19 protein-coding genes, 3 rRNA genes and 1 pseudogene are annotated in these 25,463 nt (G+C 57.5%); 13 read left to right on the top strand and 10 right to left on the bottom strand.

From position 1 onward, the window contains the following. Window positions 1-772: 772 nt before the first annotated feature. Window positions 773-1,490, bottom strand: a pseudogene (locus tag CFAEC_RS12855) (IS6 family transposase). An 862-nt stretch (window positions 1,491-2,352) separates the two neighbouring features. On the opposite strand from CFAEC_RS12855, the gene CFAEC_RS12850 reads away from it, so the two are divergent. The 3 genes from CFAEC_RS12850 (at window position 2,353) to rrf (ending at window position 7,548) form a co-directional block, all read left to right on the top strand. Continuing rightward, window positions 2,353-3,875: ribosomal RNA gene (locus CFAEC_RS12850) — 16S ribosomal RNA — on the top strand. A 356-nt stretch (window positions 3,876-4,231) separates the two neighbouring features. After that, a 23S ribosomal RNA gene (locus CFAEC_RS12845) occupies window positions 4,232-7,312 on the top strand. Window positions 7,313-7,431: 119 nt separating this feature from the next. Then, a 5S ribosomal RNA gene (gene rrf, locus CFAEC_RS12840) occupies window positions 7,432-7,548 on the top strand. Together the 16S, 23S and 5S rRNA genes form the textbook arrangement of a ribosomal RNA operon. Before the next feature lie 137 nt (window positions 7,549-7,685). Here the strand turns inward: rrf and CFAEC_RS12835 are convergent. Beyond that, window positions 7,686-8,687 (bottom strand): pseudouridine synthase, encoded by a 1,002-nt coding sequence (locus CFAEC_RS12835; protein WP_290277430.1) that lies wholly within the window; start codon window positions 8,685-8,687, stop codon window positions 7,686-7,688. On the opposite strand from CFAEC_RS12835, the gene CFAEC_RS12830 reads away from it, so the two are divergent. From CFAEC_RS12830 to CFAEC_RS12810, 5 genes are all read left to right on the top strand, one after another. Then, window positions 8,686-8,823: a hypothetical protein gene (locus CFAEC_RS12830; RefSeq protein ID WP_290277427.1), complete on the top strand. Its 138-nt coding sequence runs from the start codon at window positions 8,686-8,688 to the stop codon at window positions 8,821-8,823. The genes CFAEC_RS12835 and CFAEC_RS12830 overlap by 2 nt on opposite strands. A gap of 35 nt (window positions 8,824-8,858) precedes the next feature. Continuing rightward, window positions 8,859-9,824, top strand: coding sequence for an LLM class flavin-dependent oxidoreductase (locus CFAEC_RS12825; RefSeq protein WP_290277426.1), 966 nt, complete (start codon window positions 8,859-8,861; stop codon window positions 9,822-9,824). Between the two features lie 163 nt (window positions 9,825-9,987). Beyond that, the gene (locus CFAEC_RS12820) at window positions 9,988-10,875 is read left to right on the top strand and encodes a universal stress protein (protein WP_290277424.1); all 888 of its coding nucleotides are present in this window, start codon (window positions 9,988-9,990) and stop codon (window positions 10,873-10,875) included. A gap of 281 nt (window positions 10,876-11,156) precedes the next feature. Then, complete coding sequence (locus CFAEC_RS12815; RefSeq protein WP_290277422.1) at window positions 11,157-11,414, top strand: GlsB/YeaQ/YmgE family stress response membrane protein; 258 nt, start codon at window positions 11,157-11,159, stop codon at window positions 11,412-11,414. Window positions 11,415-11,888: 474 nt separating this feature from the next. Continuing rightward, window positions 11,889-12,530, top strand: coding sequence for a TetR/AcrR family transcriptional regulator (locus CFAEC_RS12810; RefSeq protein WP_290277420.1), 642 nt, complete (start codon window positions 11,889-11,891; stop codon window positions 12,528-12,530). A gap of 5 nt (window positions 12,531-12,535) precedes the next feature. Here CFAEC_RS12810 and yidC read toward each other — a convergent pair whose 3' ends face one another. After that, window positions 12,536-13,738, bottom strand: coding sequence for a membrane protein insertase YidC (yidC, locus tag CFAEC_RS12805; protein ID WP_290277418.1), 1,203 nt, complete (start codon window positions 13,736-13,738; stop codon window positions 12,536-12,538). 168 nt (window positions 13,739-13,906) lie between these two features. On the opposite strand from yidC, the gene CFAEC_RS12800 reads away from it, so the two are divergent. Beyond that, the gene (locus CFAEC_RS12800) at window positions 13,907-14,719 is read left to right on the top strand and encodes a class E sortase (protein ID WP_290277416.1); all 813 of its coding nucleotides are present in this window, start codon (window positions 13,907-13,909) and stop codon (window positions 14,717-14,719) included. Next, on the top strand, window positions 14,720-14,872 hold the full coding sequence (locus CFAEC_RS12795) for a hypothetical protein (RefSeq protein WP_290277415.1): 153 nt from the start codon (window positions 14,720-14,722) through the stop codon (window positions 14,870-14,872). A gap of 23 nt (window positions 14,873-14,895) precedes the next feature. On the opposite strand, the gene CFAEC_RS12790 is transcribed toward CFAEC_RS12795, so the two are convergent. After that, window positions 14,896-15,510 carry a DUF2020 domain-containing protein gene (locus CFAEC_RS12790; RefSeq protein WP_290277414.1) on the bottom strand — a complete coding sequence of 205 codons (615 nt, stop codon included), beginning with the start codon at window positions 15,508-15,510 and terminating at the stop codon, window positions 14,896-14,898. Between CFAEC_RS12790 and CFAEC_RS12785 the strand changes: the two genes are divergently transcribed. Next, on the top strand, window positions 15,509-16,768 hold the full coding sequence (locus CFAEC_RS12785; RefSeq protein WP_290277412.1) for a sensor histidine kinase: 1,260 nt from the start codon (window positions 15,509-15,511) through the stop codon (window positions 16,766-16,768). The two genes, CFAEC_RS12790 and CFAEC_RS12785, sit on opposite strands and share 2 nt — an antisense overlap. A gap of 124 nt (window positions 16,769-16,892) precedes the next feature. After that, a complete protein-coding gene (locus CFAEC_RS12780) occupies window positions 16,893-17,531 on the top strand; it encodes a LuxR C-terminal-related transcriptional regulator (protein ID WP_290277410.1) in 639 nt (212 codons plus the stop codon). Window positions 17,532-17,633: 102 nt separating this feature from the next. Here CFAEC_RS12780 and CFAEC_RS12775 read toward each other — a convergent pair whose 3' ends face one another. Continuing rightward, window positions 17,634-18,269 (bottom strand): DUF6474 family protein, encoded by a 636-nt coding sequence (locus CFAEC_RS12775; protein ID WP_290277409.1) that lies wholly within the window; start codon window positions 18,267-18,269, stop codon window positions 17,634-17,636. 205 nt (window positions 18,270-18,474) lie between these two features. Here CFAEC_RS12775 and CFAEC_RS12770 point away from each other — a divergent pair, with 205 nt between their 5' ends. Continuing rightward, window positions 18,475-19,890, top strand: coding sequence for a TM0106 family RecB-like putative nuclease (locus CFAEC_RS12770; RefSeq protein WP_435384289.1), 1,416 nt, complete (start codon window positions 18,475-18,477; stop codon window positions 19,888-19,890). Window positions 19,891-19,964: 74 nt separating this feature from the next. Here the strand turns inward: CFAEC_RS12770 and CFAEC_RS12765 are convergent, their stop codons facing one another. From CFAEC_RS12765 to CFAEC_RS12745, 5 genes are all read right to left on the bottom strand, one after another. Then, window positions 19,965-20,258, bottom strand: coding sequence for a hypothetical protein (locus CFAEC_RS12765; RefSeq protein ID WP_290277406.1), 294 nt, complete (start codon window positions 20,256-20,258; stop codon window positions 19,965-19,967). Between the two features lie 145 nt (window positions 20,259-20,403). Beyond that, on the bottom strand, window positions 20,404-21,204 hold the full coding sequence (locus CFAEC_RS12760; RefSeq protein WP_290277405.1) for a nucleotidyl transferase AbiEii/AbiGii toxin family protein: 801 nt from the start codon (window positions 21,202-21,204) through the stop codon (window positions 20,404-20,406). Continuing rightward, complete coding sequence (locus CFAEC_RS12755) at window positions 21,191-22,312, bottom strand: type IV toxin-antitoxin system AbiEi family antitoxin (protein WP_290277404.1); 1,122 nt, start codon at window positions 22,310-22,312, stop codon at window positions 21,191-21,193. The genes CFAEC_RS12760 and CFAEC_RS12755 overlap by 14 nt, the downstream gene beginning before the upstream one ends. A 71-nt stretch (window positions 22,313-22,383) precedes the next feature. After that, window positions 22,384-23,964, bottom strand: a complete 1,581-nt coding sequence (locus CFAEC_RS12750) for a cupredoxin domain-containing protein (protein WP_353960133.1) — start codon at window positions 23,962-23,964, stop codon at window positions 22,384-22,386. Window positions 23,965-24,200: 236 nt separating this feature from the next. Then, window positions 24,201-25,436 carry an MFS transporter gene (locus tag CFAEC_RS12745; protein ID WP_435384237.1) on the bottom strand — a complete coding sequence of 412 codons (1,236 nt, stop codon included), beginning with the start codon at window positions 25,434-25,436 and terminating at the stop codon, window positions 24,201-24,203. Between the last annotated feature and the right edge of the window lie 27 nt (window positions 25,437-25,463).

Genomic DNA, 25,463 nt, shown 5'->3' with positions numbered 1-25,463 from the left:
GACGATTCATTTCCACAGAACCGTTACGAGTCCGGTACCCCATAAGGGTGGATCTTCCTGTAGCTGTCGCTGTTGTGTCGGAGACCCCGGAAGGAAGGAGGCTGATCTTACAAAGCGCTTGAAAGCCCGCTAGATCATCGCCCTTTTTATCATGGGTGAGATCATTGACGAATAAGTACAGCGCCTGCCATGCCCAAGGTTCAAAGATGACGCTTTCTCGGCATTGATTTACACCCACCACTAGCAAATCCGTTGCAGGGTTACTCATTTGGTCTCGGCAAGCGCGAAATATCAACGCAGGGGGAACCTGGTCCCCCAACGTTGAATTCGATATAAAATTCCAACCGTTTTCCCCCACATAGGATATTAACTCGCGCCGTCCTTCTTCCCACGCGGACCACCCACTACTCAACGCTTTTGACGCACCGTCGGCAATCAAAGGAGCCAGAACCATCGTCCCGAAACTCGTAAACCATGTAGGACCAATTGACGCACTCGGCGCTTTCCCACATGCGGATATCGAGGACCCGCCCACCATCAGGAGTGGAACTGTGGACGCTAGCCTTAACAAATCTCGTCGATTAATCCCCATCGAAAATTCCTCCACCATCACCGCGCCCAAACATCTTGGTTGATCAACCTGTAGACGCGCTCACGAGCCCAAGACGAGATTATCTGTCAGGTCAATCCGAAAGGTGCTGTTGCAAAGTCGGGTGGAGGGGCCACGAACGCCCGAGTTTCATTTCTCCATGGTCTCTGCGACTCAGCGTTCTCAGGCCGTCTCGAAGACCCGGCTGACGATCACCGCGTCCGGGTTCGGTTGCCCGTAAGCAAACATCGTCCCCTGACCTTTCCGCAAGGAGTGCATCGCTTCCATCCCCTTCAGCGTCCGATATGCAGATGTCCTGTTCTTAAATGCACCCTTCGGCCCCAGGATCCTTTTCAGCCGCCCATGATCTCCCTCGAGAACGTTGTTCAGGTATTTCACCTGACGGTGCTCCACTGTCGGTGGGCAGATGCCTTCTTCCTTGAGCTCGGAGATCGCCTTGGCCAGGGAGGGTGCCTTATCTGTATTAATCACCCGCGGGAACCCGGCTGACGCGTTCGACCGCAGGGTCTTGGCCAGGAAACGCTTGGCCGCAGCCACATTCCGTTTTGGTGAGAGATAAAAGTCCAGGGTCTGCCCACCAGCGGTAATCGCCCGATAGAGGTAGCACCACTTCCCGCTGACCCGGATGTAGGTCTCGTCCACTCGCCAGGACCGGGCCTGCCAGTCAGGTAACCGCCGTGACCTGCGGGTGTGCTTGTCCAGCTTAAGGGGAGTATTTCTGGCCCCAACGGTGAGAATCGTGGTGTGATCGACTGGCACGCCGCGGCTGAAGTCATCATCTCTTCGAGGTCCCGATAGCTGACGCCGTAGCGGGTAGTGACCTGCGCACTGCCCACAGAATGATGGCACGGGGGAAATGACGACCCGAGAAGATACCCATGGTCCTAATTATTCCACTCTCACCCCATCAGCACGCTGAGTTTGCAACAGCGCCTTATCAGCGTCTCCTAACCGGGGGTCGGGCCCGTCAGGCGACACAGAGCTATAGAAGGACATGTAGCGCTATAAGGAGAAGAGGCTAACAATGGAGCTGTTTGTCCGCTTGGATAAGGGAACTCATTGCCTCAAACAGTGATCATTAAACTTGATGGTGTTCCCATTTGGTTGAAGAGTTTCTAAATACCTGTTGTGAGCTGGGGGTTTGTGGGTGTGGGGTGGGGTGTGTAGATTAATACGAGTCAGGCCGACCGACAACGCCCCGCCAGTGAGACTGGTTGTGTGGCGGATCAAGGAAAACAGGTGCTGATAATCAGTAATACTTACTTTGGTGGAAACAAAGCGTTTTGACTTTGAACATCAGGTTACGTAAAGTTGATCAAGCTGCCAACAGACACCAACACTGAAGAAGTTGTTGCGTGGATGGGGTGTGCGAATGTTGTTTGAGAACTCAATAGTGTGCCATTTATTTTTTGTTTGTCGTACTATCGCCTCTTTTGGGGTGGTGGTGGTCATGCCGGGTGGTGGGGATGCATATACCCTAACCACTGTAAATAAAGGTACTGACAGCTTTCGGGTTGTTGGTGTCGTTTAATTTTGTGCATGGTTTATTACGATAACACCCGGCCTCCTTCATGCTTTTCCCCGTCGGGATAAAAGTGGGGGTTGGGAAGAATGTTTTTTTATTAACCATTATTTGGTTGAAACAGCCAGACACGCAGTTCATCTTAGGGTGGGTGTGTTGTTGTTTGTTTTGCTAGGTTTTTCGGGCTTTTCACGGCCTTGGAAATTTTTTGTTTTCATATTTTGTGGAGAGTTTGATCCTGGCTCAGGACGAACGCTGGCGGCGTGCTTAACACATGCAAGTCGAACGATGATGCCCTGCTTGCAGGGTGGATTAGTGGCGAACGGGTGAGTAACACGTGGGTGATCTGCCCTGCACTTCGGGATAAGCCTGGGAAACTGGGTCTAATACCGGATATGACCCCCCTTTAGTGTGGGGGGTGGAAAGCTTTTGCGGTGTGGGATGAGCCTGCGGCCTATCAGCTTGTTGGTGGGGTAATGGCCTACCAAGGCGTCGACGGGTAGCCGGCCTGAGAGGGTGATCGGCCACATTGGGACTGAGACACGGCCCAGACTCCTACGGGAGGCAGCAGTGGGGAATATTGCACAATGGGCGAAAGCCTGATGCAGCGACGCCGCGTGGGGGATGAAGGCCTTCGGGTTGTAAACTCCTTTCGCCAGGGACGAAGCGAATATGTGACGGTACCTGGAGAAGAAGCACCGGCTAACTACGTGCCAGCAGCCGCGGTAATACGTAGGGTGCGAGCGTTGTCCGGAATTACTGGGCGTAAAGAGCTCGTAGGTGGTTTGTCACGTCGTCTGTGAAATCCCGGGGCTTAACCTCGGGCGTGCAGGCGATACGGGCATAACTTGAGTGCTGTAGGGGAGACTGGAATTCCTGGTGTAGCGGTGAAATGCGCAGATATCAGGAGGAACACCAATGGCGAAGGCAGGTCTCTGGGCAGTAACTGACGCTGAGGAGCGAAAGCATGGGTAGCGAACAGGATTAGATACCCTGGTAGTCCATGCCGTAAACGGTGGGCGCTAGGTGTAGGGGACTTCCACGTCTTCTGTGCCGCAGCTAACGCATTAAGCGCCCCGCCTGGGGAGTACGGCCGCAAGGCTAAAACTCAAAGGAATTGACGGGGGCCCGCACAAGCGGCGGAGCATGTGGATTAATTCGATGCAACGCGAAGAACCTTACCTGGGCTTGACATACACCAGATCGCTGCAGAGATGTAGCTTCCCTTGTGGCTGGTGTACAGGTGGTGCATGGTTGTCGTCAGCTCGTGTCGTGAGATGTTGGGTTAAGTCCCGCAACGAGCGCAACCCTTGTCTTATGTTGCCATCACGTGATGGTGGGCACTCATGAGAGACTGCCGGGGTTAACTCGGAGGAAGGTGGGGATGACGTCAAATCATCATGCCCCTTATGTCCAGGGCTTCACACATGCTACAATGGTCGGTACAGCGAGTTGCCACACCGTAAGGTGGAGCTAATCTCTTAAAGCCGGCCTCAGTTCGGATTGGGGTCTGCAACTCGACCCCATGAAGTCGGAGTCGCTAGTAATCGCAGATCAGCAACGCTGCGGTGAATACGTTCCCGGGCCTTGTACACACCGCCCGTCACGTCATGAAAGTTGGTAACACCCGAAGCCAGTGGCCCAACCCCTTGTGGGAGGGAGCTGTCGAAGGTGGGATCGGCGATTGGGACGAAGTCGTAACAAGGTAGCCGTACCGGAAGGTGCGGCTGGATCACCTCCTTTCTAAGGAGCTTTAAATTAACCCCACGATCAACAGTGTTGATGTTGTTGGGGTGTTGGTGTTGGAACCCGTTCGTGGTTGCCATCAACAAATAATAATCGGGTGGATCATGACCCTGTGTTCGGCAAACAAACCCATACTTGTGGGAAGTAAATATTTGGCATGCTGTTGGGTGTCTGGGATGACATTGGTTATTCCCTTGGGCATTCAGATCAATGAGGATCACCGTTGTGTGTGGTTGTTGTTGGTGTGGGTGTTGTGTTGTGTGAGAACTGTATAGTGGACGCGAGCATCTTTATTTTTTGTAAGTTTTATTGTGTATCCGAACGTGGCACCAGCCTTTGTGGTTGGTGTGTTTAGTGTTTGTTTTAAGGGCACACGGTGGATGCCTTGGCATATCAAGCCGATGAAGGACGTGAGAGGCTGCGTTATGCCTCGGGGAGTTGCCAACTAAGCGTTGATCCGAGGATGTCCGAATGGGGAAACCCAGCCGCAGTGATGTGTGGTTACCCGCCGGTGAATATATAGTCGGTGTGGAGGTTGACACGGGGAAGTGAAACATCTCAGTACCCGTAGGAGAAGAAAACAATTGTGATTCCGTTAGTAGCGGCGAGCGAACGCGGATGATGGCTAAAATCTATGTGTGTGATACCCGGCAGGGGTTGCATGTAGGTGGTTGTGGGGTAATGACGATTGTGTTCTGCCGGACACTGGCGTTGCGCATGATGATTAGTGGAAGTGGTGTGGAAACGCCTGCCGTAGAAGGTGAAAGTCCTGTACATGAAGGTCATTGTGGTGATGTGGTTGTTATACCCGAGTAGCAGCGGGCTCGTGAAATCTGCTGTGAATCTGCCGGGACCACTCGGTAAGCCTGAATACTTGATATGACCGATAGCGGATTAGTACCGTGAGGGAATGGTGAAAAGTACCCCGGGAGGGGAGTGAAATAGTACCTGAAACCGTGTGCTTACAATCCGTCAGAGCATCCTTTGTGGTGTGATGGCGTGCCTTTTGAAGAATGAGCCTGCGAGTCAGCGGCATGTCGCGAGGTTAACCCGTGTGGGGTAGCCGTAGGGAAACCGAATCCTAACTAGGGTGTTTTGAGTGGCATGTCTTGGACCCGAAGCGGAGTGATCTACCCATGGCCAGTGTGAAGCGATGGTAAGACGTCGTGGAGGCGCGAACCCACTTAGGTTGAAAACTGAGGGGATGAGTTGTGGGTAGGGGTGAAAGGCCAATCAAACTCCGTGATAGCTGGTTCTCCCCGAAATGCATTTAGGTGCAGCGTTGTGTGTTTCTTACTGGAGGTAGAGCTACTGGATGGTTTAGCGGGACCAACATCTTAGCGACATCAGCCAAACTCCGAATGCCGGTAAGTTAGAGCACAGCAGTGAGACTGCGGGGGATAAGCTTCGTAGTCGAGAGGGAAACAGCCCAGATCGCCGGCTAAGGCCCCTAAGGGTGTGCTAAGTGGAAAAGGAGGTGGGGTCGCGAAGACAGCCAGGAGGTTGGCTTAGAAGCAGCCATCCTTGAAAGAGTGCGTAATAGCTCACTGGTCGAGTGATCCCGCGCCGACAATGTAGTGGGGCTTAAGTACACCGCCGAAGCCGCGGCAATGACATCTTTTTGGTGTTGTTGGGTAGGGGAGCGTCGTGCATGCGTTGAAGCAGCCTGGTGACGGTGTTGTGGAGTGTGTGCGAGTGAGAATGCAGGCATGAGTAACGATTGATGAGTGAGAAACTCATCCGCCGGATGACTAAGGGTTCCTGGGTCAAGTTAATCTTCCCAGGGTGAGTCGGGGCCTAAGGCGAGGCCGACAGGCGTAGTCGATGGATAACGGGTTGATATTCCCGTACCCGAGTGTGCGCGCCCATGGTGAATCAGTGATACTAACCACCCACAAGATCATCTACTGACCTTCGGGTTGGTGGTGGTGGCGTGCGTGGGACCTGATCTGGTAGTAGCTAAGTGATGGGGTGACGCAGTGAGGTAGCCTGAGCCACTTATTGGATTGTGGTGTAAGCGTGTAGAACGTCAGGTTGGTAAATCCGTCTGGCATTGTGTTCGAGGCGTGATGCGTAGCCCTTTTGGGGTGAATTCGGTGATCCTGTACTGTCGAGAAAAGCCTCTAGCGAGTGCATATTCGGCCCGTACCCTAAACCGACACAGGTAGTCAGGTAGAGAATACTAAGGCGTTCGGGTGAACTGTGGTTAAGGAACTCGGCAAAATGCCCCCGTAACTTCGGGAGAAGGGGGGCCCACACAGGTGACCAGTTTTACACTGTGAGCTGGTGTGGGTCGCAGAGAATAGAGGGAAGCGACTGTTTACTAAAAACACAGGTCCGTGCGAAGACGTTTAAGTTGATGTATACGGACTGACGCCTGCCCGGTGCTGGAAGGTTAAGAGGACCGGTTAGCTGTTAAAGGCGAAGCTGAGAATTTAAGCCCCAGTAAACGGCGGTGGTAACTATAACCATCCTAAGGTAGCGAAATTCCTTGTCGGGTAAGTTCCGACCTGCACGAATGGCGTAACGACTTCCCTGCTGTCTCAACCACAGGCCCGGTGAAATTGCAGTACGAGTAAAGATGCTCGTTACGCGCGGCAGGACGAAAAGACCCCGGGACCTTCACTATAGCTTGGTATTGGTGTTTGATTCGGTTTGTGTAGGATAGGTGGGAGACTTTGATCATGTGACGCTAGTTGTGTGTGAGTCGTTGGTGAAATACCACTCTGATCGGATTGAATGTCTTAACCTTGGCCCATGATCTGGGTTGGGGACAGTGCCTGGTGGGTAGTTTAACTGGGGCGGTTGCCTCCTAAAATGTAACGGAGGCGCCCAAAGGTTTCCTCAGCCTGGTTGGTAATCAGGTGGTGAGTGTAAGTGCACAAGGGAGCTTGACTGTGAGAGTGACAGCTCGAGCAGGGACGAAAGTCGGGACTAGTGATCCGGCACCTACTTGTGGTTGTGGTGTCGCTCAACGGATAAAAGGTACCCCGGGGATAACAGGCTGATCTTCCCCAAGAGTCCATATCGACGGGATGGTTTGGCACCTCGATGTCGGCTCGTCGCATCCTGGGGCTGGAGTAGGTCCCAAGGGTTGGGCTGTTCGCCCATTAAAGCGGTACGCGAGCTGGGTTTAGAACGTCGTGAGACAGTTCGGTCTCTATCCGCCGCGCGCGTTGAAACTTAAGGAAGGCTGTCCCTAGTACGAGAGGACCGGGACGGACGTACCTCTGGTGTGCCAGTTGTTCCGCCAGGAGCAGGGCTGGTTGGCTACGTACGGAAGGGATAACCGCTGAAAGCATCTAAGCGGGAAGCCTGTTTCGAGATGAGGTTTCTTTTGAGGTTCCCTATAGATTATGGGGTTGATAGGCCAGATCTGGACGCATCGTAAGGTGTGGAGGTGACTGGTACTAATTTACCGACACAAACCCTAGTGGTTTGGATATTAACGCAATGTAACAAAACAGAACTTATTAGTTGTTCGCGTCCACTATGCAGTGTCTAGCACAGCACACGTACATGCACCGGTTGGTGTGTGTGGCCTGTTGGTTGTGTCGGTGGTGATAGTAGCAGGGAAACGCCCGGTCCCATTTCGAACCCGGAAGCTAAGCCTGGTTACGCTGATGGTACTGCACTCGGGAGGGTGTGGGAGAGTAGGTTACCGCCGACCTAAAACTTAATGATTGTGGTCAAGCACCGCACACCCTGGTTGGGGTGTGCGGTGCTTGGTTGTTGTGTGTCCACTATCAGCAGTAGGTGGGGGGTGGTGACCATTCTTGGTCACCACCCCCCTTTTTTGTTGGTTGGTTAGAGGGAACCGGTGGGGCGGTGAGATATGAAAGTTCGCTTAAGACCGCTTTGGGGGTCGGTGAAGGTGAGTGTTCTGGCGATCAGGTGCATCGGGGTGGTGTAGTCCTCGTCATCAACAGCATGAAGCACCGGGTAGAGGGGATCACCGAGGATCGGGACACCAGCATCCCGCATATGAATGCGGAGTTGGTGGGTCTTACCCGTCTCTGGTGCAAGGACATACCGGCCTTGGCGCTCCAGTGGTCCGTGCATGGCCTCCAGCTCGGCCTGCTCAGCATCATCCACAGGGGTCACACTGAGCAGTCGTGTGCGCGTATTGGGCTCACCGTCCACCACATAGGCCTGCACTATCCCACGTTCCTTTTCAATGCGGGATTCCCAGATCACAGGTTCTTCACCGGGAATGAGCTCAGGCCGGAAGTCTCCGATGGCCTCATAGGTCTTGGTGGCCTCACGGCGGGCAAACAGCGTCTGATACATTCCCCGCAGCTCAGGGCGCTTGACCATGACCAGGACACCAGAGGTCAGCCGGTCGAGGCGGTGGGCAGGGGTGAGATCCTGATTACCGGTCAGCACACGCATTTTCACCAGAGCGGTTTCCGTGATGTGCCGGCCACGCGGCATGGTGGCAAGATACGGGGGTTTGTCTACGACCAGGAGATCATCGTCTTCGTGGATGATGTGAATTGTGTAGGGGATCGGGCGTTCCGCCGCGGGAATCCGGTAGAACCAGATGTCCTCGCCTGGGTTCACCAGATCATCAGGGGCATAGGGTGTGCCCCAGAGATCAACTACCTCGCGGTCGTCGAAACGTTTCTGCAGGGCATCGGCGTTATCGTCAGGGTGAAGATAGCGTTGAGAGCTGATCAGATGATCGATGAGATCCCGGGCTGTAACCGGTTTCTCATCCCGCGGCAGGATAGCGCGTGAGGGGTTCAGTCCGTTTCGGATGGGCAGCGGCGGCTGAGCCTTAGCTTTTTGTACTACCCTGTTTGGCATGGACTTCAACGTAATCATCAACCCAATTCTGGAATTCTTGGCCACGGATCTCGGACAGCTGTCCTCCGACGTGGGGCGGACCTTGTTCGATCTGCTGTACCCGGCTAATGCGGATGCTCCTACTATTGAGGCATAATCGCCTCTACAACTCTGACTACTTTACGGGCTGATATGGCAAAACCACGATTAAGTGTTCTCGACCTTGTGGCACTCAGTGAAGGGATGACGGCCGGACAGGCCATCGCCCATTCAGTTGAGGCCGCCCAGATCGCGGAAGATGCCGGGTATGAGCGCTACTGGTTGGCGGAGCACCATAACTCTGAGGCGCTGGCTTCATCCGCCACCACTTTGCTCATGGGGCACATTGCGGCGAATACCAACACCATCAGGGTGGGGTCCGGTGGGATCATGTTGCCCAATCATTCCCCGCTGCACGTTGCAGAGGAACTCGGGACACTCGATGCGATGTTTCCCGGCAGGATCGAAGCAGGCCTGGGTAGGGCACCGGGAACAGATCCCGCCACAGCGAGGGAACTCGGTAGGGGAAGTGCCCACGTTGGGGATGTCACGGCGTCGATAAGCGCACTTCAACGTTACCTTGGCGACCCGGAGGGGCAGCCGGCCGTGGTCGCGCACCCCGGCCAGGGGTCGAAGGTGCCGCTTTATATGCTGGGATCGTCGGTCAACGGTGCTGCGATGGCGGCGGAGATGGGGTTGCCGTTCGCGTTCGCGAGCCACTTTGCGCCTTTTCAGATGGGGCCGGCGATCGCGTCCTACCGTGAGCGTGCTGAGAACCCCTATGTGATGGCCGCGGCGAATGTCATGGTGGCGGATTCCGAGGAGGAGGCCAGGTTCCAGCTGTCCACGCTGCAGAAGATGTTTGCTGGGATTGTGACCAACCAGCGGTCAAAACTCACGCCCCCGGAGAAGGGTCTGGAGGAGAAACTGGGGCCCCTGGTGTGGAAGCACATCACCGATTCCCTCGAGATCACTTTTGCCGGCACAGCGGAGCAGGTGGCAGACGAGCTGTTGGGTTTTGCCGAGCGTTATGCACTCGATGAGATCATCACGGTGACATATGCCTTCGACCCGGCGGTACGGAAGGCCTCAATTGAAGCTCTCGGGCGGATCTGGTGAAGTGATTTAAAAAGTACAACATATGTCACTGTTTTACGCCCCCATAACTGGTAGTAACCGGAGTACAGAACCGGACATACACGGTACAATCGGGAGTGACAGTGATTCTGAATCGTGTGGATTAATGTACCCGCGGTTCGCAGTGAGAAAGGTCGACCAAAACATGAGCGTAGAAGACATTGTTGTCGTCGCAGTAGATGGGTCCGATGCCTCCAAGCAGGCCGTTCGATGGGCTGCGAACACGGCTAACAAGCGTGGTATCCCACTTCGTCTCGCCTCCAGTTACACCATGCCCCAGTTCCTCTATGCAGAGGGAATGGTGCCTCCGCAGGAACTGTTCGATGACCTACAGGCCGAAGCCCTGGAGAAGATCGACGAGGCCCGGGCCATCGCACATGAGGTGGCACCCGATATCAAGATCGGACACACCATCGCAGAGGGCAGCCCGATTGACATGCTGCTGGAGATGTCCAAGTCCTCCACCATGATCGTCATGGGCTCCCGCGGTCTGGGAGGCCTCTCCGGAATGGTCATGGGATCAGTCTCCGGAGCTGTGGTTTCCCACGCGAGCTGCCCAGTCGTGGTGGTGCGCGAGGACAGCGCCGTCAACGAAGACACCAAATACGGCCCCGTTGTCGTCGGTGTTGATGGTTCAGAGGTCTCCCAGCGGGCAACCGAGTTCGCCTTCGCCGAGGCTGAAGCACGTGGTTCCGAACTGGTCGCGGTACACACCTGGATGGACATGCAGGTCCAGGCATCCCTCGCCGGTCTCGCAGCGGCGCAGCAGCAGTGGGATGACGTGGAGCGTGAGCAGACTGAGATGCTCCTCGCACGTATCCAGCCACTGATGGAACAGCATCCGAGCGTGCCGGTGAAGAAGGTCATCACCCGTGACCGTCCGGTAAGGGCGCTGTCTGAAGCATCCGAGGGTGCACAGCTGCTCGTGGTCGGCTCACATGGTCGCGGTGGATTCAAGGGCATGCTCCTGGGTTCCACGTCCCGTGCGCTGCTGCAGTCCGCACCGTGCCCGATGATGGTCGTGCGTCCATAAGCGAAAGCGCAGTTACCTTCCCCCAGCCGATGTGGATCCGCCTGCGAACCTGCAGGCGGGTGGTTGGCCCGCGGGTGCACTTTGAGTAAATAGCGTCTGACCCATGTAAAACACTGGGTCAGGCGCTATAACTATTTGGATAACATCGTATTACGATCTCCTAATGTTCAGCTTCTGGGCGAGCATCCTGTGTTCTGCGCAACTAAACTATATATAGATCCCGTGAATATCCCGTGCGGGCAGGCTTGAAAAAGTTGAACATAAACAAAGGAGTTCACATCATGCTCGGAATGTCTATTGTCGCCTGGATTATCATCGGCGGCCTCGCCGGTTGGATTGCTTCAAAGATCAAGGGAACCGACGCCCAGCAGGGAATCGTGCTCAACGTTGTGGTCGGCATCGTAGGCGGCCTGATTGGCGGTTTCCTACTCAGTCTCTTCGGTCTGGACGTGGAAAGCGGAGGGTGGATCTTCAGCTTCATCACATGTCTGATCGGTGCGGTTATCCTTCTCAGCATCGTTAAGGCAGTGAGAAAGTAACCCCCGTTCCACTCCGGCCCTCGGGTTCAACTCCATTCAAGGCAGCTGCCTGAGATTCGAGCCCGATAACTTCAATCAAAGGCGATCCGTGTCATCTCGACACCGGGTCGCCTTTAATTCTGCCCGAGGCTCCCCCTGTGATCCCTGCGATCTCCGGTGTGATTCATCCCCGTTGCGATCTGCTTGAGGGTTGGTCGTCGATAAGCACGCCGCAGTCGCCGGCGGCCGCCTACGTGCCCGCGCAATCAGCGGGCAATCAGCGGGCAGCTATGGGCGAAAAGAATTGTTTCAAAAAAGGTGAACGGACCTGTAGATTAAGACTGTACTAACCGGTATGTCTATATTGGAATGAGACCCGATGATCCCATCGGCTATCGCTCAGCCGCCAGCGGCATCTTCAGCGGTGGATTCCGCAGATTGTTCTGGGCATACCGCTTTGCAATCAGTTCAAACCCCGAAAGGACGTGGCCGAACGTGGCTGTCAGCGCTTCAGGCAAGAGTAAGACCAGTGCCGGGGCAAGTCGGCGTCGCAATCGACCCAGCCCCCGCCAGCGGCTCCTCGACAGTGCCACCAATCTGTTCACCACGGAGGGAATCCGCGTCATCGGTATTGACCGGATCCTGCGTGAGGCGGATGTGGCGAAGGCCAGCCTGTATTCCCTGTTCGGGTCCAAGGATGCGTTGGTGATCGCCTACCTGGAGAACCTGGATCAGGAGTGGCGGGAAGCGTGGCACAGCCGTGCGGACCTGTTGAAGGACCCGGAAGATAAGATCCTGTCCTTCTTTGATCAGTGTCTCGAGGAGGAGCCGACGAAGGGTTTCCGCGGTTCGCATTTCCAGAACGCCGCAAACGAGTATCCACGTCCGGAGACGGATTCAGAGAAGGGCATCGTCGCAGCGGTGATGGAGCACCGCCGGTGGTGCCATCAGACGTTGACGGATCTGCTCACGGAGAAAAACGGTTACCCGGGCACCACGCAGGCGAATCAGCTGCTGGTTTTCCTCGACGGTGGCCTGGCGGGTTCCCGTCTGTTGCAGGACATCGGCCCCCTGGAGACCGCCCGGGAGCTGGCTAAACAGCTGCTCTCCGCCCCGCCGGCTGACTACTCCATCTGACTGCGTTATTTCTCCGCGTCTTCTGACGTCTCCACCTCGACGGTTTCTTCTCCGGTGCTGCCGGCCCGTCTCCGGGCCTTGGCTGCTTGTCGACGCTCCCTCAGTTTCTCCATCGATTCCTGATTGATCTTCCTCTGTGAGGCCCTCCTCAGGGCCTTCACTTCTTTCTTGGCTTCCTTCTCCGCGAGGAACCTGGCGGAACGTTCCTCCGTCATGGCCGCATTCCGGGCGCGGAGTTCAGATGCCTTATGGGGGGTCAGGGCCATCATGAGACGGTTCTTGCGGCGGGTGCGCAGATAGGAACGTTTCTCCCGCTGCTGTACCCGGTAGGCGGCGCGCTGTTCCGTGTGGTGTTCCTTGAATTCCTCAGTGAGCGGATAGTTCCGCTCGAGCACGAAGTGCATGATCGCGGTTTGGGCGAAGGTCCACACGTTGTTGGCCACCCAGTACAGGGCGATCGCGGTGGGGAAGGGGCCGGTGAGGCCGAGGACCAGTGGGAAGAGCGGAGCCAGGATCGCGAGCCAGACGAAGGTCTTGAGCATCCCGTTGGAGAATTTGGAGGCATAATCGTTGGTCTGCAGGTTGCGGTAGGTGGCCAGTGCCATGTTGAAGGCGGTGAACACCGCAGCCACGATGAACAGTGGCAGGACGAAACTGAGCACATCCTCCCGGGTGGCGTTCAGGAACGCCAGTTGTTCAGCGGGCATGGTCACATACGCGGGGAGGGGCACATTATTCACCCGGCCCTCGAGGAAGCTCTGCACCTCCTCCGCGGTGAGGAACCCGATGGACCGGTGGATGGGATTCTCCAGACCACCCTCGGGGCGGGCCATGAGGATGAGAACCTGGTACAGACCGATGATGGTGGGCAGCTGAATGAGCATGGGCACACAGCCCGCCAGCGGGTTGAAACCGAACTCCTTGTTCAGTTCCTGGTTCTTCTTCTGCATCTCACGGATGGAATCCTCGTCGTGCCTGCCCTCGAATTCCTTCGCGATCGCCGCCCGCCGTGGTCGAATCTGCGCCGTCACGCGACCCGACTTGTACATCTTCCAGGTGAAGGGGGCGATGATGGCGCGAACGGTGATCACCAACCCGAACAGGGAGATGAACCATGCCAGGGAGTCATCGAGTCCGAAGATGTCATGCAGGAGCAGGTGCCAAAGTTTCATCACTCCGGACACCGGGTAGATCAGAAAATCGAGCACCTTGGTGTTCGCCCTTCCCAGGTTCGTTTCGGTATAGCTTTATCTCTAACAACTGTATGATGATGCAGTGGCATAAAGGCCACAGACATATCTGTTCATGGTACGTGTCGGAAACCGTAGTGGCCTAACTCCGGTCACGTCGCCGGGGAGCCAGGAAAACAACATTTCATGCAGTCACGTGACAGCCGGGAGAAACCCCGCACCCGCATCTCCTTCTCCCAGGTCTTGGGCGAAATCTTCCTGACCTTCGGTGTCCTGGTCCTTCTCTTTGTCCTCTATGAGTCCTACTGGACCAACATTGAATCCGGCAGACAGCAGGACGCAGCCAATGAGAAGTTGGATGAACTCTGGCAGGAGGAGACCGAGCGGGTCAATCCTCGCCAGAAGCTGACACCGGAGCTGGGTGAGGCTTTCGCACGCATGTATATCCCTTCCTTCGGTTCTGATTTCCACTTCGCGGTCATCGAAGGCACCGATGAAGAGGAACTCATCGCCGGCCCCGGCCGTTATAGCGATTCGCAGATGCCCGGGGAGGCCGGCAACTTCGCCGTCGCCGGTCACCGGGTGGGCAAGGGCGCACCCTTCAATGATCTGGGCAACCTGCGGGCCTGTGATGCCATCGTGGTGGAGACCCGCAACTCCTGGGATGTCTACCGCGTCATGCCGATCTCCACGGATACGGCCACTCGTGAGCAGGAGGCCGCACCCTGTTTCACCCCGGAGCAGATGCAACGCATGACAGCCGGTGATTATGCCGACGTGATGGGGCGCTATATCACCACCCCGAACCACATTGAGGTGATCAACCCCCTGCCGGGTTCCACCAGTGTTGATGTGACAGAGGGCGCGGAATCCCTGATCACGCTGACCACCTGCCACCCGCAGTTCTCCGCGGCGGAGCGCATGATTGTCCATGGCATGCTGGTGGATCAGATTTCAAAGACCGATGGGGAACGCCCCGCAGTTTTAGAGGAGACCTAGATGTATTCCCTGTTGTGGCGCGCACTGCCCGGCCCCTGGCCGGTGAAAGCCCTCATCATGGTTGTGTTGCTGGTGGCGGTGTTCTTCCTGCTCATGGAGGTCATTTTCCCCATGATCTCCCCATTGATGCCGTTCAATGACGTCTCCGTCTGATACTGGATCTTCTGATACTGGATCTACAGTCCCAGATTCCCGATGACCTCCTCGGCGACCAGCTGTGCCTTGAGTGACTGATCCTGGTTGGTGAATACCACCACCGCCACGGAATCCTTCTGCACTGCGTAGAGCGCGCCGGATTCAGCTGATCCACCGCGTCGACCACCTGACCAGTCCAGGGGTTCCTCGGCGGGTTCGGTGGAGTCGATGGGGGCCGCCCAGTCCACCACGGCGATGGCTTCATCAACAGAGGCCATCTCACGGACCAAGACGGTCAGTTGGGGTTCTTCAGGATAGGACCAGAAGACACAGGCGGGCGTGCTAAAGCGCTCGTCAACGCCGAGCCCGGTGACCCGTTGGCCGTTGGTTTCCGCAACCCACTCGGTGTCCAGATAGGGGCAGGCCTCCCACGCCCCGCGGCCGCCGGGCACCTCGGGGAGCGCATCCGCGGGCAGGCCATCCACGACCGGTGCAACCTCCGAGGTCAACGGTGGGGCTGGCTCAGCCGTGGCGGGATCCTCGGCGATGGGCTGCTCTGCGACGGGTGGCTCCGTTGTGCAACCGGCCACTGAAAGGGCGATCACACTGGTCAGGAGGAGGGTCTTCCACGGTGGAGTGGGTAATGTACGACGCATGCAGTCAAGCCTAGATCGCAAACCGGACTCCATGCGCAATGAGCTGGATGTGGAGAACCTCGCACGCCGGGGCGGCCAGCCCGGAGCGATGAGTTACCGCAACAGCATCCACATCCTCACCGCAACCCTGCTCGTGGTGGGGCTGGGTGCGTCGGCGCGTCTGACGTTGACCATGTTCGCTGTGTCCTGTGTGCTGCTCTTCGCCTGGGGTTTCCTCTATTTCTACGGCTCATCCCGGCGGGTGAACTTCAGCCACACCAAGCAGCTCGCCTGGCTGTTCATCCTCACCCTGGTGTGGGTATTCATGCTGCCGATCGTGCCTGTCAGCATCTACATCGTGTTCCCCATGTACTTCTTGTTCCTGCAGGTCATGCCGGATGTGCGGGGCATCATCGCGGTCGTGGGTGCCACCTCTGTGGCCATTGTCAGCCAGTATCCGGCCGGCCTGACACTAGGTGGTGTCATGGGGCCGTCGGTGGCGGCGCTGGTGACCATCGCCATTGATTATGCCTTCCGTACCTTATGGAAGGTGAACCATGAGAAACAGGAACTCATCGAGCAGCTCATTGAAACCCGGTCCCAGTTGGCGGAAACCGAACGCAGCGCGGGTATCGCTGAGGAACGCCAGCGCATCGCCCACGAAATTCATGACACGGTGGCCCAGGGGTTGTCCTCCATCCAGATGCTGCTGCACGTGGCGGAACAGGAGATCCTCTCCCGGGGATTGGATGAGGGACAGGGGCCGGAATCACCGTTATATAAAATCCGCCTGGCGCGCACCACGGCCTCGGACAATCTCAGTGAGGCCCGCGCGATGATCGCTGCGCTCCAACCTGCTGCGCTAGCCAAAACCTCCCTGGAGGGTGCTCTTCACCGGGTGACGGAACCACTTTTGGGCATCAACTTCGTGATCAACGTGGATGGTGATGAACGCCAGCTGCCCATGAAGATGGAGGCCACCCTCCTGCGGATCGCGCAGGGTGCCATTGGCAATGTAGCCAAACATTCGGAGGCGCAGAACTGCCATGTCACCCTCACCTATGAGCTGGACCAGGTCCGCCTCGATGTGGTGGATGATGGAGTCGGCTTCGATCCGGAGCGGGTGGCGCAGCAGCCCGCGGGTCTGGGCCATATCGGCCTGAGTGCCCTGCGGCAGCGTGCGCAGGAGCTCCACGGTGAGGTGATCGTGGAATCCGCCTATGGGCAGGGCACCGCGGTATCAGTCGCCCTCCCGATTGAATTCTCATCCGAGAGTTAAGAGACGCTAAACTAAAGAATGACTCTTATCTGTTCTGATGACTGTTGAGGCAATGACTGCTGAGGCATACTCCGGCCACCTAGACGCGCCGGGGATGCACCATGGGAAGGACCTAGTCAAACATATGATCCGCGTGCTGCTCGCTGATGACCACGAGATCGTCAGGCTCGGACTCCGTGCTGTTTTGGAAAGTGCAGATGACATCGAAGTGGTGGGGGAGGTGTCCACAGCTGAGGCTGCCGTCCAGGCCGCCGCCGGTGGGGGCATTGATGTGATCCTCATGGATCTCCGCTTCGGCCCCGGTGTCCAGGGCACCCAGGTGTCCACGGGCGCCGATGCCACCGCCGCCATCAAACGCAACATTGAGAACCCGCCGAAGGTGCTGGTAGTGACCAACTACGACACCGATGCCGACATCCTCGGTGCCATCGAAGCCGGTGCCCTGGGGTACCTGCTCAAGGATGCCCCACCGAATGAGCTCCTGGCTGCGGTGCGCTCAGCTGCGGAAGGTGACTCCACCCTGTCACCCATGGTGGCCAACCGCCTCATGACCCGGGTGCGCACCCCGAAGACCTCACTCACTCCCCGTGAGCTGGAGGTGCTCAAGCTGGTTGCCGGTGGTTCCTCCAACCGGGAGATCGGCCGCATCCTGTTCCTGTCTGAAGCAACGGTGAAGTCCCACCTCGTGCACATCTACGACAAGCTGGGTGTGCGTTCACGTACCTCCGCGGTGGCTTCTGCGCGGGAGCAGGGACTGCTCTGACCGTCTCCCCCACGCCTATGAGTTAACGCATGATTAATTCCCCTGTGAGTTGATAATTATCAACTCACAGGGGAATTTGCCTTATGGAAGGGGAAGGGCTTCTTAGTGATCCAGCAGGCGATCCTGGAGTTGATCAGAAACCTGCTGCAGATCACGCTCGATGGACTGGTGGGCGCGGTTGCGCTGCTGTGGTGCCATGTACTCGGAGTTGTCCACGGCGGCATCCAGTTCATCCAGGCGCTCCTCCACGTCCAGGACAAAACCCTGGGGCAGACCGGACTTATGGGCGACGTCGCGGACACCGCTGATCCGGGCCTTCAGTGGGGCACCGTGTCCGGCGTATTTGGACATCTGCTCGGTGGTCACGCCGGCGCGACGGGCGCGGCCCTGCACGAACTGGTCACGGGCCTCGGTGGTGAGCCGGTAGACCAGTGGCAGCAGAATCGGGGTGAGCATGCGGGCGGTGCCGCTCCAGCGCTTGACGTTGTCCTTGTTGAACTTGCCGGCTTTCTTCTCCGCGAGGAGTTGCTTGGCCATTTTCAGCTCATGTTTCCTGCGGGATTTTAGGCCCTTCTTCTCCGCGTTGAGCAGATTCTGCTCCTGCTTGACAAGGAGCTTCTCGCGCTTGAGGTCAAGCTTCGCCTTGTTCTTGGCCTCCGTTTTCACCTTGGCTTCGGCAGCTTTGATCTGTGCCTTGGTCTTCGCCCGGGAGGAACGGATCTTCTCGAAGATACCCATGTGCTTTCAACTCTTTCACTTGTCGGTCATGTCTCGACTTTTCGATTCAACTTTACCTGTGAATGTGCAATAAGCTCGTGGCATCACGGGAAGGTGATGAAGAAGAATGCAGAGTGAGCGGCTCACACCGAGTGACCTGGTGGGATGCAGATACCGCCAGGTACAGCGCCAACGGTTCCCCGACATCGGGCCTCTGGAGGCGTCGGTGCAGCGCAGGGCACGTCGGGATGTCGGTTTGGCGGAGGCCCAATCCAGGCTTCCCGTACCCCCGAAGAAGCGTGGACGTGTCCCTTTCACCCGCATGGATGTGGATCCGCAGGATGAACTCGCGGAGTTCCACACCCTGGAGGCGATGGCCGCGCAGGCGAATCTGATCACGGGTGCGGTCTTCGCCGGAGTGTGGGACGGGGTGCCGTGGGAGGTTACCGCGGACATCCTGGTCCGCAACGCTGATGGCACCTACCTGCCGGTGATGGTGAGCAACCACCGCGTGGCGCGGCCCTCCCAGCATGGTGAGATGCAGGCGATCGCCACAGCCAGGCTCGGCTTGGGGGCGCCGGTGGCGGTCAAGGCGAGGCTGCGCCATCACACCATTGATGGCTACCGCCTGGCGTTAGCTATCCGCGGACTGGAGGAGGCAGGGGCGGTGGGCGTCGATAAGCAGGGTGCGCTGATCGGGCAGGACCGCGACCGTGCCTACCTGGTTGATGTGACCCGTTACGCCCCGGCCGCGGAGCGGGCGTTGTTGGCGCCGCCACCGGCAGGCCCGCGCCGGGTCAAGGAGTGCGCCACCTGCCGTTTCTGGGTGGAATGCGAGCCTGAACTGCGCCGGGCTGATGAGATCAGCCTCTTTTTATCCGGCGACCGGGCGGCACCGTACCGTGAGCGTGGCCTTGCCACGACGCAGGAGCTTATCGACGCCCAACTCGGCGACATCTCCCATATCGCCGAAGCCTGGCGTTCCGGAATCCCCGTGCTGCGCCGCACCCACACCACCACCGCACCGCGTTTTGATGTGGAGATCGACGTGGACGTGGAAGCCTACCTGGATCTGGGCGCCTACCTGTGGGGCGCCTTCGACGGTGCGGATTACCGGCCGTTTGTGATCTGGGAAGGTCTGGGCGAGGCAGCCGAGGGTAAGAATTTCGCCGAGTTCTGGCAGTGGCTGATGGCGCGCCGGGACAAGGCCCGACAACACGGCCAGAGTTTCGGGGCGTTTTGTTATGCCAGCAATGGCGAGAACCACTGGATGTTGTCCACCGCCCGCCGTTTCCACGGTGTGGTTCCCGGTGTGCCCAGCGAGGATGAGGTGCGTCAGTTCATCGGCTCAGATCAATGGGTGGACATGTTCGCCGTCGCCCGCGGGCAACTCGTGGGCCCCGGCGGATTGGGCTTGAAACAACTGGCCCCGGCTGCCGGATTCCACTGGGAGGAAGAAGACTTCGCCGGTGAAGACAGCCTGCATGCCTTCCTGGTGGCCGCGACCGGGCCTGCGGCGGCGGCTGAGGCGGCGCGTGCCCAGCTGCTCAGTTATAACGGCGATGACTGTCGCGCCACCGCTGCCGTGAGACAGTGGCTGCGCCAGGGCGCGAAGTCAGCTCCGGTGCTGGGGGAGGGTTAGTCAGTCGCGCTAGGTACATCTTCCGGACCTACTTCATCCGGGATGACTGAAGGCGAAGACGCTGCAGGGGACTCTTATTTGCCCAGCTTGGCCAGCACATCACTTTCGTACTCGGCCAGGCTGGCATCCATCATCTGGTAACCCTCGCAGCCATCCGCAGGGGTCTGGAAATCATTGGAGATCTCCCGGATGCGGGCCAGTTTGGTTTTAAGTTCCCCGCGCACAGGTTCGCTTGCTTCCGTCAGTCCCGGGTAGTGGCCGTTGACCTCATGGAAGAGGGTCTTGACCTCCGCCAGGTGAGGATGGTTGGGGCCGTGCACCTTGGATACAAGATCTACTAGTTTGACGGTCTGGGAGGTGTTACTCATGGTGAATCCTTTCTCGGTGTTTTCGTTATATTCTCAATGTAGAAAGGATTGCGCCGTTGTTCCTTGACCTGGATCAAGGAACGGACAAGATGGTGTTGAGGGAGTCTGGGCTGGTTTGCGCGCTCAGTGGCGGCTCAGTGGCGGCTCAGCCTAAAGTCGATTTCAGACCATCAATTAGTGCATTGACTTGTACTTTTCTTCTTTCCCATGGGTGGATATGTTCTGGTGGTGCGATGAGGTGGTCGATGAATAACTCCACATCAGATCTGGTTTCTGACACCAAGCGTTCGAATAGGAAGCTGGCTTCCTGCTTGCCGAAGACGCGTCCGATATCGGCCCCCAGAAGTTGCGCGGCCATTGCGTCTGGTTCTCCGATGTAGTCCTGGTCGTCAGAGGGCAGAAGCGGATACCGGTCCCAGAGCGCCTCATCATTTTCTTCATACCAGGACAGGATCAGGGCGAGATCGGTGGCATCTTTATATTGCCCTTGTGGGCCCCGGTCTAGCCATGCGTGGAGTTTTAAACCGGCGAAGCCTGGGACTGAGGGCAACTTCACCGAGATGTTGTCTTTCAGTTTGAAGTCTGTCGCATCCTGGAAAACCTGTTGGAAACCAGCGACATTCAAGACATGGTCTTTATCACCTGCCACTTCCCCAGGAGGATTCTCGACGTCTCCGAAGGGCACCAGATCAATAGGAATCTGATTGATCACCACTTGTTGCCACGCGTCTGTAGGGGATGGGAATTTTTTCTTTAACAACCGGAAATCATCCCATGACTCAATGGCTAAGGCGAAGTCGATATCCCGTGTGGTTCTACCAGCCGGGTGGTCCCGAAACCGCTGCTGATGTATATCTCTGCACCGTGCTCCAACCAGCATGATCCTGCCGGGTTCAATGAACTCTCCCAGTTTCTCCGCTACGTAGGCGATATCAGAATTGTCCATTGATGAGTTCTTCCTTGATCTTTCCGGCAATTTCCGCCAACCGTGGATCATTGACTGATAGAAGATCGGCATAAATCACCGCGCGCGGTGCACGTGGCCAAAGCTCGAAAACAGATTCCACCTTTGATGAGCGAAGCGTTTCATTCTTCTCAGCCTGGTGATTCATCAACGGCAACCAAAAGCTTGATCGGATCATCACTTCACCGTGATCGTCCTGTCTGAGTCGGGCAGCACCGATGATTTTTCGGGATTCTTCAACCCCGTCGACATAGAGGTGGGCAGTGTTTCCTCCCTGCACGAGCTCCGGAACCGCCTGTTCGCCGCTGATCCAGCCCAGGGGTTCCAAAGACCGTAATCTGTCTATGCCACCTGTGCCTCGGAAGATCTGTTGGCTGGTACCGAGCCCAGTTGGATAGGCATGCGCCCAGGCATCCAGAAATGATTCCACGTTTTCCATGCGGTAGTGGCCAGGGGAAGAGACACGCAGATACCCGGCCTCCCTAAGAAGGTCCAAGGTCTGTTTAGCTGTTCCGACAGAGACACCGGACTCGCGGGCGATGTCCCTGACTGATTTATTTAGCAGTTCAGGGCGTGACAATAGCAGCGCGGAGACCTGGGCACGACGAGGAGTGAACAATGATGCGGTCCGCGGTGCTTTCGAGACTCCTGCGTCTGGCCGGTCATTCCTGCGGAGCGTTTCCGTGTTTCCTATTCTTCCCCGAATATCGATGTACACCCCCGGCCACGCCACAAAGGCGTTACCGCGTTCATCGGCAAACATGATCCGGTTTCGGCGTAAGTCATCTGCGATTCGAGGCGTGATGGTTGGCACCAAGATGATGAGATCTTCCCTGCCCACATGCCGGGAGATGTGCTTAAGCAAGTTACGAAGCTCTTGTGGATCTTTAATCATCATAGCTCTGAGGGGGCGGGGCTGCGCTGCTGATGAGGATGCTTCCTCGGTCAACTCGAGCATTATCTTTCTCAGAATAAAGCCCTGTTGTTCTTGGCCATCCACGTCGGTGTTGTGCGGGTTAAGGTGAAGTTTGAAGGGAGTTTCTGTATTTTGCAGGCTGGAGTTCCAGTGGTCCAGGTCGCTGAATAACATAACTAAGACATTACAGGCGTTCATTAATGATGAACGTTCATCATCAGTGAACGTTCACTAATGTTGAACACTCATGGCTGCTGAACCAGCACCATCAGATCCATCCCCTGCGCACGGTGGCCGGCGATGGTGCACCACCCTTCCATGTCCTCGGTGATCGGCCCGACGGTGATGGTGGCTTCCTCATCCGGTGTCATGCGTCCGGTCTGTGCGCCATTGGCAAATTTCAGGTCATGAACCATGTCGTCGGTGTTGATCAGGGTGACTTCCAGGGTCTTTCCATAAGGAACCTCAATCACATCAGGGGTGAAGATCATGTCCCCGGCGTCAATGGTCACTGAGTAAACGTCTCCAACGCCGACTGGAGCGGCAGTACTGGAACCAGAAGTCCCCAACCCGCCGAACGCAGCCAGCACCAGTGCCAGTACTGCAATGCCCGCGGTGACCTGGTTGTATCTGGGTGCCGTGATGGGTTCCACGGGTTCACGCTTTTTCATCAGCACCTCCCGCTGCGCTTTCACACCCGCGCGCATCAGCGGCACAAACACCGCCAGCGCGCCTATGGAGAGCAGCGACGCCACCACCCGCAGCCAGCTGTTCTCAGTGAGCAGCCAGATCGCCAGGCCGCCATTGATGAGCACCCAGCGAAACAGTCCCGCGCGACCAAGCACATAGGTGCCGGTTCGCACCGGGCCGGGGCCACCACCCACTGTTGAAGGCAGCAGGAAACTCATCACGCCGATGAGCAGCTGTGCACCGAAACCCACCAGCACAGCATTGGTCGGCAGGTTGATCTGGTAAAGCTCTCCGTGGTGCATCACGGCCTGTGCGGTCAGGTATATCAGGGAACCCAGCAGCCACAGCGGTGCGGTGCCCACCGCCGCCGCGCTGAAGCCGACGCGGTCACGGGGTTGCGCTAATACGCTTATCGACGCCCTCATCCACGCCCCCATGGGAATAATCCATGCCAGTGTGTACAGTCCCAGACCACCTGCGGCGACATAACCGTTATCGGCCAATGCACCACCCAGGATCACCGGCAGGGAGACGATCATCAACCCCACCGAATATCTCGTGTAGTCATAGGGCAGGCGGGTGCGCCAGGCAGTGGCATAAAGCACTGAGAGTGAGCCCAGGGCCGCAAGGCCGAGAAATCCCAAAATATTGGACACGGTGTGGGCAAGCAGCACCCGTTCCTGCCAGGTGCCGGGAAGTTCCGCAGCCAGGAAACCACCGGCGAGCGCACCCACGGGCAGGAAACAGGCACTGGCCACATACGCCACCACCGCCGGGGCATAGGGCTGGCCCCGTTTAGCGGAGAGGAACTGCCCCGCCAGTGAGAAGGCATGCCAGACCAGGGTGGCGCTGACAATGGCTGCGCCAATACTGGTGACCACCCAATGACGATCCCATACATCGGACAGCAATTGCCCAACAATGGTGACGATGACACCGGCGTTGAGCACCCACACCTTGTACAGCTGGGCGGGGCGTTTGTCGTCGTCAAGCCGCTGGTGCAGTAACTTCTCCGTGAAGTGCTGCGACCACACCACAATGGAGTTGGTGATCGCGCCCAGGGTGAACAGGTGGATGAGCACCCAGCGGTATTCAGGCAGGATCGGGTGAATGATGCCGGCAACAATCAGTGCGATGAACCAATAGGTGACCGGTTTGGAGGCCCTGCGGTGCCATGACCTGCGGGTCCACTTCTTCTGGGTGGCGTCACTCATGGACTCAAGGGTAGACCCCTAAATTACTACGGGCAAAGCCGGTCTAATTGGGCCCGCCGGTGCTTTCCTCCCCAACCACGACATCGCATCACCGACACCAGTACTGATGTCGTGGTTGGGGGTACTGATGTCTGGAGAGCGATGTCGTGGTCGGGAAATTAGGAGACGGTGGCAGGCTGCTCCGCCCTGGCCAACCGGGCCAGTGCAACGGTGATGGCCAGCAGTCCACACAACAGCACCGTCAGATATCCCACGAACACCACCCAGCTGGCGTGGGTGAAGATGATCCCGGAGAACCAGCCCACCGCCGAAGATCCCACGTAATAACAGAACAGGTACATGCTGGATGCCTCCGCACGGTCCTTCGTGGCGATGATGCCGATCCACCCTGACGCGGAGGAATGGAGGGCAAAAAACGCGGCGGTGAAGAAGAAGAGTGCGACGATGGTGACCCAGAAACTATCCACCGCCATGGCGACCATGCTCACGATCATGGTGACTGCCAGGAAAATCACCGTTGGTCCGTTACCCAGCTTCTGACGAAGTGTCCCGGCCTGCGCAGAACTCCATGTTCCAGACAGATACATCAGGAACACCGCACCCACCAGCACCTCGCTGAGTCCGAACTGTTCAATCATGCGGAAGCCCAGGTAGTTGTACAGGGAGACAAACGTGCCCATCCCGACGAATGCCGTGGCGAACAGCAGTGCCAGGTGGGGGTTGCGCCAGTGGCTGGCCATCGCGGACAGCTCATAACGCAGGCTGATCTTCTTCGGCTTGAACAGCTTCTGTTTCGGAAGCAGCGCCACCATGATGATGGTGAAGATCAGGGTGGCGGCTGATGCGCCCAGCAGGGCGAACTGCCAGTGGGTGAACTCCAACAAACCAGCGGGGATGAGACGGCCCATGAGTCCGCCGACGGTGTTGCCGGCGATGTACAGGCCCATGGCGCGCCCGAGATCACGCGGGTGGATTTCCTCACTCAACCAGGTCATGGCCACCGCCGGGGCACCAGCCAACAGTGCGCCCTGAAGGCCACGCAACGCGATGAGTGCGACAACACCCGGGGCGAAGGGGATGATCAGCCCGACCACTGCAGCCAGGGCCAGGGAGGTGATCAGCACCCGTCCACGTCCGAACTTCTCAGAGAGAATGGATGCGGGGACGATGCACAGGGCGAGCATCCCGGTGGCCGCAGAGACCGTCAACGCGGACTCAAAAGGGGTGATTCCGAGCTCCGCGGTCATGGTGGGCAGCAGCGCCTGGGTGCAGTAGAGCGAGTTGAAGGTGGCCAGCCCGGCAGCGAGCATGGCCAGAACCGCGCGCAGGTAACTGCGGGATCCGCGTTCCATGCCACGGTAGGTCCCAGCATCCACGGTTGTGACATCACTCATGGGCACCATCATTGACCACCTGCGATA

This window comes from Corynebacterium faecale, from assembly GCF_030408735.1.
In the GTDB taxonomy this organism is placed as follows: Bacteria; Actinomycetota; Actinomycetes; order Mycobacteriales; family Mycobacteriaceae; genus Corynebacterium; species Corynebacterium faecale.
The sequence above is the reverse complement of the archived record's forward strand: the minus strand, read 5'-3'. Positions and strand labels throughout refer to the sequence as shown.

Bases quoted from the DNA above. Each gene is read 5' to 3' on its own strand.
- CFAEC_RS12835 (WP_290277430.1), bottom strand. From the start codon at position 8,687: ATGCCAAACAGGGTAGTACAAAAAGCTAAGGCTCAGCCGCCGCTGCCC.
- CFAEC_RS12765 (WP_290277406.1), bottom strand. From the start codon at position 20,258: ATGAGTAACACCTCCCAGACCGTCAAACTAGTAGATCTTGTATCCAAG.
- CFAEC_RS12820 (WP_290277424.1), top strand. From the start codon at position 9,988: ATGAGCGTAGAAGACATTGTTGTCGTCGCAGTAGATGGGTCCGATGCC.
- CFAEC_RS12790 (WP_290277414.1), bottom strand. From the start codon at position 15,510: ATGCGTCGTACATTACCCACTCCACCGTGGAAGACCCTCCTCCTGACC.
- CFAEC_RS12755 (WP_290277404.1), bottom strand. From the start codon at position 22,312: ATGTTATTCAGCGACCTGGACCACTGGAACTCCAGCCTGCAAAATACA.
- CFAEC_RS12795 (WP_290277415.1), top strand. From the start codon at position 14,720: ATGTATTCCCTGTTGTGGCGCGCACTGCCCGGCCCCTGGCCGGTGAAA.
- CFAEC_RS12800 (WP_290277416.1), top strand. From the start codon at position 13,907: ATGCAGTCACGTGACAGCCGGGAGAAACCCCGCACCCGCATCTCCTTC.
- CFAEC_RS12780 (WP_290277410.1), top strand. From the start codon at position 16,893: ATGATCCGCGTGCTGCTCGCTGATGACCACGAGATCGTCAGGCTCGGA.
- CFAEC_RS12815 (WP_290277422.1), top strand. From the start codon at position 11,157: ATGCTCGGAATGTCTATTGTCGCCTGGATTATCATCGGCGGCCTCGCC.
- CFAEC_RS12745 (WP_435384237.1), bottom strand. From the start codon at position 25,436: ATGAGTGATGTCACAACCGTGGATGCTGGGACCTACCGTGGCATGGAA.
- CFAEC_RS12775 (WP_290277409.1), bottom strand. From the start codon at position 18,269: ATGGGTATCTTCGAGAAGATCCGTTCCTCCCGGGCGAAGACCAAGGCA.
- CFAEC_RS12760 (WP_290277405.1), bottom strand. From the start codon at position 21,204: ATGGACAATTCTGATATCGCCTACGTAGCGGAGAAACTGGGAGAGTTC.
- CFAEC_RS12830 (WP_290277427.1), top strand. From the start codon at position 8,686: ATGGACTTCAACGTAATCATCAACCCAATTCTGGAATTCTTGGCCACG.
- CFAEC_RS12825 (WP_290277426.1), top strand. From the start codon at position 8,859: ATGGCAAAACCACGATTAAGTGTTCTCGACCTTGTGGCACTCAGTGAA.
- CFAEC_RS12785 (WP_290277412.1), top strand. From the start codon at position 15,509: ATGCAGTCAAGCCTAGATCGCAAACCGGACTCCATGCGCAATGAGCTG.